Here is an 11944-nt window from a genome sequence, read left to right on the forward strand (position 1 = left end):
TCGTTCCCATGCTCCGCGTGGGAATGCCTCAACGGACGCTCCGCGTTCGACTCTGGAAGGGACGCAGAGCGTCCCGGGCTGCATTCCCACGCAGAGCGTGGGAACGATCATTGAGTAACCCACAAAATTTTCGGAAGTTTCTGACAGAGTCTCTCGTTGCGGCGCTCCAAGACGGCCCTTTATAGTTCCGGCTCGCGACAGATTCCGCGACGATCTTGGCCGGTCGATTACCAGGAAAACTCATTAATCAGGAGCTACCTCAATGTTCGATCAAGTCATGCCACGCTACCTCCCCATCGACACCTACGACGCCGATAACCCGGTGCTCTTCATCAACACCCACAAAGAGCTCAGTGACATGGCCGCCTGCGCCATGCACCGCTTCACCGTGGTTCGCGATTTGACCGACACCTTGTCCAGCCTCAACCTCACAGGTATTTCCGACTGCGACCTGACCCGCATCACCCGTGCGGTGCATCTGCTGATGCGCGAAGGTTGCGCAATACTGGATGTAATTCAGGCTCGGGCGTTGCAGCGGGAGGAGGGGTTCAAGACTGCTGTTTAGCGGTGTAGCGACGGACGCCTTCGCGAGCAAGCCCGCTCCCACACTGAACCGTATCCACCCTGAGAACGCGGTCAAATGTGGGAGCCTGCTCGCGATGGGGCCTCAAGATCGCAGCCTTCGGCAGCTCCTACGCCGACCGGGTACACCCGAGGAGTCAAAGTCGTACGCATATCCGTAGGAGCTGCCGAAGGCTGCGATCTTTTAAAGCAGCCAACCCCTATTGACTGCCTTGCCAAGCAGAATTCAGAAGCGGAACGCTTGTCGTCCTACCAGTAGCCATTTGCCTTTCTGTTTTTGCCAGATCTGGAAGTTCTCGATTTCCGTGGGAACGATCTCGGTGCCCTTGATGGCCTGCGCCGAAAAATGATGGCGGACCAACGCCACATCACCCGAGACGGTGATTGTCTGGTTCTGCATCTCTAGCGTTTTAAATGCGCTTTTGCCGGTTTCGATGTCGGCAATGAATTCTTTCTTACCCTGGATTTTTCCGCTGGAATGCCCATAGGTGAGGTTCTCGGCGGTCAGCGCTTGCAGCTGGAGAACGTTCTTGTTCAGCATGGCTTGAGTCAGATGGTCTACCGCTGCGGCAACATCCTTCTCGCCCGGTGAAGGGGCGGCCGCCACGTAGCCGCTGAACAGGCATAAAAAACCGATAAGCAGTTTCACTTTTTTCATGGGTGATACCTTGTTGTTATGGGTGCAAGGACGACAGATGAGTTGTGCATCTCATCTGTCGTCGTACAACTTAGCAGGTTTTTACTGAAGGTGCGGAGATGGCATTCAGCAAATGCCAGGGCAGCCGCCCCTCATGGCGTAAACGCGCGCCGATGCGCTGAATTTCAGCCTCACCCTGAACCAGCGCCGCTCTGCTGGTGTGTACCGAATAACTGCCCAGCACCAAATCGTGCGGGTGCTTCACCGCCGAGCCCAGCACGAAAGAGGTGTCGCCGCGCGCCACGAAGTCGATGGCTTGGTCTGACTCCTCGAACACCGCCAGTTCGCCAGCATCGACCGGACCACCCACATCCAGCCGACCGGCATTAACCGCCAGCCACGCCACGTTGTGGCCAGGGGGAGGGGTGTAGCGCCATTGTTCTCCATCTTTCAAGCGCACCACGAGGTAGTTCATGTCGGCAGGTGCCGCAATAGCACTTTTCGCGTCGCCGTAACGTCCGAGCAGCACACGCACCGGGCCTTCTTGCGGGATCTGTGAGGGCGCCAGGTAGAGACTTTCCGCCGGAGAGTTTTCGTGCGAAGCGGGCAGGGCGACCCAGAGCTGGAAGCCCAATATTGAGCCGTCACTGACCGGTGTAGCGTCATGCCACACGCCATTACCGGCACTCATCCACTCCACACCTCCAGTGGGCAGCATGCCGGTTTTGCCCGTGGTGTCTTCGTATGCCACGCCGCCTTCAATCATGTAGGTCAGCGTTGCGATCCCTGAGTGCGGGTGCATGCCGAAACCTTTCTGCCCACCTATAGGCTTGAAGCCGAAGAGATCAAGAAACACAAAAGGCTTCAACAACTGGCCCAAGTCGCCAGGGCTCATCAGCCGCGTGATCGGCCCGTGAGTGCTGCCGGATGTGAGGTGGACGATGGTGCGAGTCTGCGTTGCGACGATGCTGTTCATAGATTTTCCTCAAGTCTTGAGTCGGCCGCTGTTCCCATGGTTCAGCTCGCTGCACCGAGCCAGGCTGCGGGCTTCTGACGCCAAGTCACGAAGGCAGACATCGCCAGCAGCACCAGGGCAGGGGCGGGATTGCCGCCAATCACGAAGAGATGCGTGACCAAGGCACCAGCCATGGTCGCCGTCAGCAGCAACCCCGCGTAAAAGCCCGTGACAGGGACCAGCAGCAATACAGCGCCAACCACCTCAATGGTGCCGGTCAGGTAGCGGAACCATTGACCAACACCGACCGCGTCGAACACCTGGATCATTTGCGGCACGCCGGCCAGTTTGGCGATGCCGGCCGCGGCGAACGTCAAGGCCAGAAAAATGCGAACGCCCCAAAGGATGCGTTTCTGAATAGGGGAGAGGGATGAAGTATTAGTCATGGAAAACGATGTCCTTGCCTGTGGTTTGCGCAGTTAAAGGGCTAACTGCAACGATGCAAGGAGGATAAGCGTGTCCGGATTGATTGATTAGATGGCACAATTGGATTGGGCTCGTCCATTTTTTGCTGGAATTATCGCTTTATGCTCGACTTGAATGACATTGCCTTGTTTGTCCAAGTGGTCCGCAGCGGCAGCTTTGCCGAAGCGGCGCGGCGGCTGGGCATGCCGCCCAACACCGTAAGCCGGCGTGTCCAGCAGCTCGAGACGCAACTCGATACCCGGCTGCTGCAACGCTCCACGCGCAAGCTGACACTCACCTATGCCGGGCAGGCTTTTCACGAGCGTTGTGTGGGTGCGGTGGACGGGCTGATCGAGGCCGGGCATGAGTTAATGACGGGCAGCCAGGAACCCAGCGGCTTGGTGCGTGTTGCGGCGACGGCGGACTTCTTCGACTTCTTCCCGATGGAATGGGTGGCCGATTTTCTCGCTGCTTATCCTCGGGTGCGGCTTGATTTCGTGCTCAGTGATGCCCGTGCCGATTTGATCGCCGAGCGGATCGATGTCGCGTTTCGCGGTGGCCCTCTGCAAGACTCAGGCTACGTCGGGCGTCAGCTCTTCGGCGCAGGCAGCGAGGGGCTGGTGGCGAGTCCTGCCTACATTGCTGCGCGCGGTATGCCCGGTACGCTGCAGGATCTGGTGAATCACGATTGCGTGAGCTTCGGCCACCCCAGTGGTTTAACCACTTGGCGTCTTGGCCGGCCAGATGGCGTGGAGGAAGAGGTGCAAATCGCCAGCCGTTTTAACGGCAACACGGCTCAGGCGCTTCGCAAGGCTACAGTGGCCGGTCTGGGCATCGCGCTGTTACCGCCGACGATTGCCAGGCTCGATCTTCTGGCGGGGCGACTGGTACGGGTGCTGCCACAGTACCAGCGCGCCGGCTTTGGCCTGCACGTGCTTTACCCCAGCCGACAGCATCTGCCGTTGGCGGTATCGGCGTTCATTGAGCTGGTGATGGAGAAGCTGAGGGCGGAGGCATTCCCGGCGCAAGGCGACATTCGTCAGGTCTGACCTTTCCATGCACCAGCAGTGCCTTGCGAAAGCCCTCTATAATGCGCAAGCCTTTGACACAAGTGTATTCAACCACCCGGTACTCCCTTGAAACGCGATCTACGACTTGCCACTTTCCTGATCTTGCTGGTGTGTGTATCGGTGGCGCTGCTGACGGCCTGGCAGATATGGACAGCCCGACAGAACACCTTGAGTGATATCAGAACCGACACATTGAATCTGACCCATGCACTCAACACGTACACCGAGGGCACCTTCAAGCAAAGTGAAGTGCTACTGCTGGGCCTGACAGAAAGGATCGAGAAAGACGGCAGCGGCCCGCAGCAGCTCGAACGGCTGAACATGTTGATTGAGCAAGAGATGGATACACTCCCGCAATTGAATAGCGTGGTGCTGTATGACGCCCAGGGGGACTGGATATTCTCGACCAGCAGGCCGTTTTTACCCAATAGTAACAACGCCGATCGTGCGTTCTTCCAGCATCACCGCGACGTTCCGGATCGCGGCATATTTATCGGCCCGGCGATTCTCAGCCGAGCCACATGTGCTTGGGTGATTTCGGTCAGTCGACGCATCGATCATCCCGATGGAAGTTTTGCCGGGGTGATCGCCGCGACTATCAGCCTCGAGCATTTCCTCAAACTTTATCGAAGCATTCACGTGGGGCAATTCGGCGCGATCAGTCTGACCTCATCCGAAGGGCGCCTGCTGGTGAGGTATCCATTTCAGGTGGAAGACATCGGTCGCGACCTGTCTCACGCGCCAATATTTTCCGAATACCTGCGCAACACTTCATCAGGCACCGTGGACTTTGCTTCGAAAGTCGATGGTACCCATCGCCTCTATGCGTTCAAGAGAAGCGACCAATATCCCTTCGTGACGACGGTAGCGGTGGGGCAGGACGAGGCGATGCAAGCGTGGTTGAGTCAGACAAAACAATCTGTCGCTGTAGTGTTGGTGCTGCTGGGACTCTTGGTCGCGTTGGGGCGCAGGTTGATTTCCCACATCAGCCGGCGGATTCGGGCGGAGAACAAATTGCTTGTCACCCAGACCGCGCTGATCGAGCTTAACCAGTCACTGGAGATTCTCGCCAGCGAGGACAAGCTCACCGGTCTCGCTAACCGCCGTCATTTCGATCAGTTTCTGGATATCGAATTCAAACGCGCCAAGCGACTGGGAAGCCCTTTGTCACTGATTCTGATCGATGTGGATTTTTTCAAACGCTACAACGATCACTACGGACATCTCGCCGGAGACGAATGCCTGCGCGTCATCTGCCAGGCGATTAAGCACTGCGTACGTCGCCCAGGTGACATGACTGCTCGCTATGGCGGAGAAGAAATCGCCGTTGTGATGCCCAATACGGACGAATCAGGAGCTCGCACGGTTGCCGAAGCGATCCTGTCGGATATCGCTGCCGAGCGACTTGCGCACCTGTCGAGCCCGTTCGGTATCGTGACCGTCAGCCTGGGAGTGGCGACGTGTATTGCCAATAGCGACCCTGATGAAAAGGCGCTGATCGACCGGGCAGACCGCGCACTTTACGCGGCAAAGTCGCAGGGTAGAAATCGCTTGAGTGTCGCGTGATCAAGACGCTGATTTGAGTCTCATTGCCCCTGAGCCTGGCTTCTGGAAACAGATCACGTTGCCGTTTTGCCAGAAGCTGTAGTTCCCCCGGTAATCTTTGCCAGTGTATTGGGTGCCCGGTTCCGCAGTGCGCTTTTGATCACTTCATCATCTGCTTGGAACTCCCCGCCAGCCCCCCTCGTCATCTGCAATGAAGCACCACCGCGGACACCCCCGCGGCCACTTCCTGACGTGTTCATTACGAAGGCGATGGATGACATGACTATTCCAGACAGCAGAACCGGACAACCGGATGCCCCTCGCGATCCCGCAGGCTCCGAACAAAACTTTCAGCATTTAAAGGAGGAGGTTACCGAAGCGATAGGCGGTGCACGGCATCAGGCCGATGAGCAGTTCGGCCAGTACCGCGATACCGCAGCGGATCAGATTGAAGCATTGGCCAGAGGCGCCCAGTCAGTCGTTTCCGAGATCAGGACAAACGATAGGTTTGGGATGTCCGACTACCTGGCAGACATGGCCGACAGCATGAGCAGCCTGGCGGGAAAACTGCGCAGCAAAAGTGCCGAAGAGCTTCTGCACGATGGCGCTGACCTGGCGCGCGACAATCCGGGGCTGTTCATTGTCGGCAGTATCGCGGTGGGGTTCGGTCTGTCGAGGTTCCTGAAAGCAGGCACGGCGACCCTGCCGACAACAACCGACCGTGAGTTTGCTTCCCAGAGCAGCACAGCCACGTTCACTGGCGATGGCTCGCAAGGACTTTATGAAACGTCGATGCCGCCCGGAGGCGAGCTGTCGCCCGGGTTGGCCTCTAGCATCACGCCGTCCTCGCCGAGTGCGCCCGACCATCGTGGCGACAGTTTCTCAATGCCGGGGTCCAGCCCCTTCACAGGAGAACGGTGATGAACAGAAACGATCCAGAACTGCAACCCACACCACCCGTCACACCGTCGGTCACGACGGCCGATCATGACGCTTCCGTGGTCGGTTTATTGCGGCAGTTAACTCGGGAAGTACCGGCGTTATTCACCAAGGAGCTGGCGTTGGCCAAGGTGGAATTGCAGGCCAGCCTGACGACATTGAAAGCAGGGATTGCCGGGGTCGCCGGCGGCGCCATTGTGCTGCTCGCCGGGTTCATCATTCTGCTGATGGCGGTCGTCTATGCCTTGAGCCTGGTGATGGCGCCCTGGCTGGCCGCGCTGATTGTCGGCGTCGTGGTGATGGTCATCGGGTTCGTGATGTTGCAGGCAGGCAAAAAACAATTCGAGCCTTCCCACTTCAAGCCTGATCGCACCCTGGACGCGCTGAACAAAGACCAGGAAGCCCTGCGGAGGAAAGTGTCATGAACCGAGAATTCGAAACCGAAGCGGCCAAGAGCCCGGAAACCATCGAGCGTGAAATCGATGCGCAACGGGAGAACATCGGGCATATCGTCGACGCGCTGGAAAGCAAGTTCACCCCCGGCCAGATGTTCGATCAGGCACTGCTGCTGATGCAAAGCAACGGCTCGACCTTCCTGACCAATCTGGGCACCAGTGTGCGCAATAACCCCGTGCCCGCCGTGCTGACCTCGGTCGGGCTGATGTGGTTGATGATGAGCCAGAATCGTCCGCCAACGCCCAGGGAATATCGCGTCGAGCCGGAGGTCGACTGGGCCGATGACTTGGCCGAAGGGCTCACCGATGGCATGGACAGCGCCCGACAGCGTCTGCACGACACCACCGATTCGCTCAAGGACAGCTATCAGGCGGTCAAGGGTAAGGCCGCGCACCTGAGCGACAGCCTGCATGCGAAGACCGATCACCTCAGTCACGCTGTCCATGACACCAGTGATCGCCTGGCGCGCAGGACCCATGAAATGGGCGACCAGTTCAGTCATCTGCTCAAGGAGCAACCACTGATGATGGCCGCGGTCGGTATGGCGGTGGGCGCGTTGCTGGGCGCGGCGCTACCAACCACCGCGACAGAGCGGCGTTATTTGGGCAGGACCAGCGCAAGCCTCACCGGCAAGGTCAAACAGCAAGCACGGGAGGGCTATGAGGCGGTGCGCGAAAAGGTGATGGAAACCACGGAGCCCCACGAGGCAATCGCTGGAGAAACGGGCGAGATGCGCAAGACCACGTCCGAAACCTCAGCCGACCTGTCGCGTGGGTTGGGGACTTCTTGACAGGCATCAGGGCAAGGCGGGAGGTCTGATGCACAGACGTCCCGTCGAGCCCGGTTTGTCGACGCCTTGAACAGGCGGGACTCCAAGATCAGACACCGGTTTTCAAGGACCGTGTGGCCGGCACTATCAAGGATTTGAAACTCACGTTGAGTGACGGAATGACGCTGGAGATTCACCCCGTTTCTGGCACCTGACTCATCGGTGACCAAAAGCTCATGCGTCAGCCTCCACTGATTTTCCAGTGTTTGACGTTATCGGCAAACACCATCTGATGCATTTCGTGGGCGATTCCGTAGGCCAGGGATTCATGCGCCGCAATGACTTTCTCTTCCGCTGAAAGGCAATGAAAAATATCCAGTTTGGTCTCCGCGTGGGCAGTTTCCAGGGCAAAGATTTGCACGTAGCGTGCGAGGTCGTTATCCAGGCTCAAGAGGTATTCGCGCAGGCGTTGATGGTCGACCGAGCTTTGGGGGAAGTACCAATTCATTGGGTGAATCAGAAACCGCGAATGGGGCGCGGTGATCCGTCGGCCGGCGGCGAGGAACATGATGATGCCCATCGACTCGATGTTGCCGGCATTGATCGCGCATAGCGGCACCGGCAGGGATTTAAGGAAGGTATAGAGGGCGAAGCCAAAGTTGGTGCTGCCGCCGCTGGTGGAGAGATTCAGCAGTAAGGATGAGGCGCCTTGGTCGATCGCGTCGAGGCAGCAGTCCCTGAAGCGCTCCATGGTGCCCTGATCAATCTGGCAATGAAAGTGGACGATGTGCTCTGTCATCGACGTACCTCCATACGGGATAAATGTGAGAGCTGATGATTAAGCGTAACTGCTTGAATGATGCCAGACCTCAACGCTCTTTTCTTTCATCAATTTGTATAAGCAAAGCTCATTTTTATACTCATTTAACGCACGCCCATTAGTCGCCGCAGCAGGAGTTTTCCGGAACTAATAACCCCAATCCGTTGGTCGCAAGAATGCCGCATCAGTTCAAACTTTCAACCCCGGAAAACCTCGGAATTAGACGAGCCTACAAAGGTTCGCGAGAAACAATGAGGAGAACGAAAATGGCTAACACCGGTAACAAAAACCCTGGCAATTTTGCCAACGACCCTCAAAAAGCCTCCGAAGCCGGCAAAAAAGGCGGGGAGTCGGGCGGCGGGATGATGAATGATCCGCAACGTCCCTCCGACGCTGGCAAAAAAGGTGGACAGGCCTCAGGGGGCCGTCAATCCAGCGATACCAATCGCTCCGGCAGCGAACAGGGAGGAGGCCGCTCGGGCAACTTTGCCGACGACAAGGATAGAGATGCAGGCAGAAAAGGAGGAGGGCAAAACCCTGGTGGCGGGCAAAATCCCGGCGGCGGGCGTAAACCCTGATGCCGTGTGAAATACATCAAGCCCCGCTTATGGCGGGGCTTGGTTTTATCCAGGTCAGATTCCTGTCGCCTCACGACTCATGATGGGCGCGTGCTGCGCCATCAACTCAGCGACCCAATCAATGAATACGCGCAACTTGAAGCTGATATGCCGGTTCGGCGGAAAGGCCACGTAGATCGGCATCGGATCCAGGCGCCAATCTTCGAACAAACGGACCAACTCACCGCGCGCTTCGTAGGTTTTGGACATGTAGTCTGGCAGCCAAAGCACTCCGAGGCCGGCCAGACCAGCCGCGATGTAGGCGTTGCCATCGTCGACCGCCAACACATAGCGACCCTTGATATGGACACTCTCACTATTGCTGCGCATGGCATAAGGCACGGCTTTGCCTGTGCGTACCCACAGGAAACCGACGACACGATGATGCGAATCCTCCAGCTCTTGCGGATGCGACGGCGTACCGACGCGCTCCAGGTAGCTCGGCGCCGCAAAAACGCCCAACTGGAGGTCGCCTACCCGTCGGGCCATCAGAGACTGATCGGTGAGTTCACCGCCGCGTACAACGCAATCTACATTCTCACCGATCATATCGACGATGCGATCGCTGACGCCCATGTCGATCTGGATGTCAGGGTATCGAGCATGAAATGCAGGCAACGCCGGCACCAGAATCATGCTGGCCAACGGGCTGGGCACATCCACTCGCAGCCGGCCCCGGGGCAGGGCCGAGGCGCTGGACAGGCTGGTTTCGGCATCGTCCATGTCGGCTAGCAGCCGTACCACGCGCTCGTAATAGACGGCGCCATCGGCGGTTACATTGACCTTGCGCGTCGTGCGGTTGAGTAATTTGACGCGTAACCGGGCCTCCAACTGCTGCACCAGTTGCGTCACGCTCGTCTTGCTCATATGCAGTGTTTCGGCCGCCTTGGTGAAGCTGCCCGTTTCCACCACCCGAGCAAATGCCAGCATCGCATCGAAACGATCCATTTCTGCCCCGGATATCTATTGGATTGTTTGGGTTTTACAAACAGTGATGGCTACAGTTGCTCGTTTATCGGGCAGGCACAAGTCCTTAAAGTCTCTTCATCATTAATTGCGGGTCGTCTTTGACCCGTTGCTGGAGGCACTTTATGAGCAAGCGTGATGTTGTTTTTCCGCCCGGACGCCAAGCGCTTTATGAGAGCAATCGCTATTCGCCGGCTATCCGCTCCAATGGCTTTTTATTCGTTTCGGGGCAAGTCGGTAGTACCGAAGACGGCTCACCCGAGCCCGACCTGGAGACTCAGGTTCGGCTCGCGTTCAACAACCTGAATGCGATCCTGGGATCTGCCGGTTGCACCTTCGACGACGTGATTGACATAACGGTCTTCATCGTCGATCCGCAAGAGAAGTTCGAAACGATCTGGAAGGTTGTGCCGGAGTTCTGGGGTAACGCACCGCACCCGACATTAACCGCTGTCGGGGTCACGTGGTTGTATGGCTTTGAGTTCGAGATCAAGGTGATCGCCAAGCTTCCTGAAACCATCAAGAGCTGAGCTGACCCGCGATAGCGCGGCGCAACTATTGGGAACCCATTTTTTGTCCCGTGACTCATTCGGTCACGGGACTTTTTGGGCGTGCAGGTTTTGGTGGGCAATGGATCATTCTTTGAGAAGTTACCCCGCCGCGTGACTGACCTGGTCCCTGCTCCTGAAATGCGAGAATTGGTAAGCAATTGCCAACCAAATGAACCATGCAGGCATCACGCACAGTGCAAGACGGGTGTCTGGCCGAAGGGCGAGCAAGCACAGCACAAATGCGAGAAATGCGAGCGAGAACCACGCCATCGGCACGCCTCCAGGCATTTTGTACCGCGATTGCGCATGAAGATCGGGTCTTGCTTTGCGATAAGCGATGTAGGACGCCAGGATGGTCGACCAGGTAAAGATCACCAGGATGGCCGACACTGTCGACACGATGGTAAAGGCGGTCATGACTTCAGGGATGATGAACAGCAGCAGGACCCCCAGCAGCATCAGAAAGGTCGTGAAGGCCAGGCTGATGAGCGGGACACTGTTTTTCGATAGCCGTCTGAAGATACCGGGTGCACTGCCAAGGTCGGCCAGGCCGAACAACATGCGGCTGGACGAGAAGACGCCGCTGTTGGCGGATGACGCCGCAGAGGTCAGCACCACAAAGTTCACAATACCGGCCGCCGCTGGAAAACCCGCGATCAGGAACAGTTCGACAAAAGGACTTTTGTTGGGCGACACCTGCTGCCATGAGGTCACCGCGATGATGCAGACCAGGGACAGAACATAAAAAAGAATGATCCTGAGCGGTATGGAATTGATGGCTTTGGGCAACGTCTTTTCGGGCGACTTGGTTTCGGCGGCCGCAGTGCCGATTAACTCTGTACCCGCGAACGAAAAGATCGCCATCTGAAAGCCAGCGAAGAAGCCGAACAGGCCGTTGGGGAAGGCGGCCTGCGTGTCCAGCAGGTGCGTCAGGGAAGCCGTGACTCCCGTGGGTGAGACGAAGGAGGTGGCAATCAGCAGCACACTGACGGAGATCAGCGCGACGACGGCGATTATCTTGATGATCGCGAACCAGAATTCAACCTCGCCGAACAGTTTGACGGTGAGCACATTCAAGGCAAACAGGGTAAGCATCATGCCGATGGCGGGGATCCAGGCCGGTACATCAGGGAACCAGTATTGAAAGAACCCCCCAACGACCACTGCATCTCCCACAACGGCCACGCTCCAGCTCAACCAGTATGACCATCCGAGAAAGAAGGCCGCACGCGGGCCAAGGTAGGCCCCGGCAAAGTCAGCAAAGCTTTTGAAGTTCAGGTTAGATAAAAGCAGCTCTCCCATGGCACGCATGACGAAGTAAACAAAAAGACCGATGATCATATAGATAAGTATGATCGAGGTACCGGACAGGGCGATGATCTTGCCGGAACCCATGAACAGCCCCGTACCAATGGCGCCGCCCATGGCCATTAGTTGAATGTGGCGATTGCTGAGCGTGCGCTGCAATGCGGGTTGTTCAGTTATTTCATGCGTATCTGATTTCATCACAAAACCTCTTGATTTTATGTTTTTTGAGTTTTGGCAGAGAAATAGTGTGTGTGTTTTATTGTT

General features: G+C 57.2%; 14 protein-coding genes. 8 read left to right on the top strand and 6 right to left on the bottom strand.

Annotated elements, in window-relative coordinates:
- Positions 1 to 262: 262 nt before the first annotated feature.
- On the top strand, positions 263 to 565 hold the full coding sequence (locus tag F6R97_RS00810) for a hypothetical protein (RefSeq protein WP_038983316.1): 303 nt from the start codon (positions 263 to 265) through the stop codon (positions 563 to 565).
- 243 nt (positions 566 to 808) lie between these two features.
- Here F6R97_RS00810 and F6R97_RS00815 read toward each other — a convergent pair whose 3' ends face one another.
- The 3 genes from F6R97_RS00815 to F6R97_RS00825 form a co-directional block, all read right to left on the bottom strand.
- Positions 809 to 1240 (bottom strand): nuclear transport factor 2 family protein, encoded by a 432-nt coding sequence (locus F6R97_RS00815; RefSeq protein WP_038983315.1) that lies wholly within the window; start codon positions 1238 to 1240, stop codon positions 809 to 811.
- A gap of 70 nt (positions 1241 to 1310) precedes the next feature.
- Positions 1311 to 2195: a pirin family protein gene (locus F6R97_RS00820; RefSeq protein WP_052248665.1), complete on the bottom strand. Its 885-nt coding sequence runs from the start codon at positions 2193 to 2195 to the stop codon at positions 1311 to 1313.
- Between the two features lie 41 nt (positions 2196 to 2236).
- Entirely contained in the window at positions 2237 to 2620 is a 384-nt protein-coding gene (locus tag F6R97_RS00825) for a DoxX family protein (RefSeq protein ID WP_038983314.1), read from the bottom strand.
- Between the two features lie 141 nt (positions 2621 to 2761).
- On the opposite strand from F6R97_RS00825, the gene F6R97_RS00830 reads away from it, so the two are divergent.
- From F6R97_RS00830 to F6R97_RS00850, 5 genes are all read left to right on the top strand, one after another.
- Positions 2762 to 3688 carry a LysR family transcriptional regulator gene (locus F6R97_RS00830; RefSeq protein ID WP_038983313.1) on the top strand — a complete coding sequence of 309 codons (927 nt, stop codon included), beginning with the start codon at positions 2762 to 2764 and terminating at the stop codon, positions 3686 to 3688.
- A gap of 87 nt (positions 3689 to 3775) precedes the next feature.
- Positions 3776 to 5275, top strand: coding sequence for a sensor domain-containing diguanylate cyclase (locus tag F6R97_RS00835; protein WP_038983312.1), 1500 nt, complete (start codon positions 3776 to 3778; stop codon positions 5273 to 5275).
- Positions 5276 to 5533: 258 nt separating this feature from the next.
- Positions 5534 to 6175 (top strand): hypothetical protein, encoded by a 642-nt coding sequence (locus tag F6R97_RS00840; RefSeq protein WP_315865830.1) that lies wholly within the window; start codon positions 5534 to 5536, stop codon positions 6173 to 6175.
- Complete coding sequence (locus F6R97_RS00845; protein WP_048393427.1) at positions 6175 to 6618, top strand: phage holin family protein; 444 nt, start codon at positions 6175 to 6177, stop codon at positions 6616 to 6618. Before F6R97_RS00840 ends, F6R97_RS00845 begins: the two co-directional genes overlap by 1 nt.
- A complete protein-coding gene (locus F6R97_RS00850; RefSeq protein WP_048393425.1) occupies positions 6615 to 7439 on the top strand; it encodes a DUF3618 domain-containing protein in 825 nt (274 codons plus the stop codon). Before F6R97_RS00845 ends, F6R97_RS00850 begins: the two co-directional genes overlap by 4 nt.
- A gap of 220 nt (positions 7440 to 7659) precedes the next feature.
- Here F6R97_RS00850 and F6R97_RS00855 read toward each other — a convergent pair whose 3' ends face one another.
- The gene (locus tag F6R97_RS00855) at positions 7660 to 8217 is read right to left on the bottom strand and encodes an ATP-dependent Clp protease proteolytic subunit (protein WP_038983309.1); all 558 of its coding nucleotides are present in this window, start codon (positions 8215 to 8217) and stop codon (positions 7660 to 7662) included.
- Between the two features lie 287 nt (positions 8218 to 8504).
- Here F6R97_RS00855 and F6R97_RS00860 point away from each other — a divergent pair, with 287 nt between their 5' ends.
- Complete coding sequence (locus F6R97_RS00860; protein ID WP_080772138.1) at positions 8505 to 8816, top strand: KGG domain-containing protein; 312 nt, start codon at positions 8505 to 8507, stop codon at positions 8814 to 8816.
- Between the two features lie 54 nt (positions 8817 to 8870).
- Here the strand turns inward: F6R97_RS00860 and F6R97_RS00865 are convergent, their stop codons facing one another.
- On the bottom strand, positions 8871 to 9803 hold the full coding sequence (locus F6R97_RS00865) for a LysR family transcriptional regulator (protein ID WP_315865831.1): 933 nt from the start codon (positions 9801 to 9803) through the stop codon (positions 8871 to 8873).
- Positions 9804 to 9946: 143 nt separating this feature from the next.
- On the opposite strand from F6R97_RS00865, the gene F6R97_RS00870 reads away from it, so the two are divergent.
- A complete protein-coding gene (locus F6R97_RS00870) occupies positions 9947 to 10351 on the top strand; it encodes a RidA family protein (RefSeq protein ID WP_315865832.1) in 405 nt (134 codons plus the stop codon).
- A gap of 120 nt (positions 10352 to 10471) precedes the next feature.
- Here F6R97_RS00870 and F6R97_RS00875 read toward each other — a convergent pair whose 3' ends face one another.
- Complete coding sequence (locus F6R97_RS00875) at positions 10472 to 11878, bottom strand: amino acid permease (RefSeq protein ID WP_315865833.1); 1407 nt, start codon at positions 11876 to 11878, stop codon at positions 10472 to 10474.
- Positions 11879 to 11944: the final 66 nt, after the last annotated feature.

Source organism: Pseudomonas sp. JV414 (assembly GCF_032424305.1).
In the GTDB taxonomy this organism is placed as follows: domain Bacteria; phylum Pseudomonadota; class Gammaproteobacteria; order Pseudomonadales; family Pseudomonadaceae; genus Aquipseudomonas; species Aquipseudomonas lini.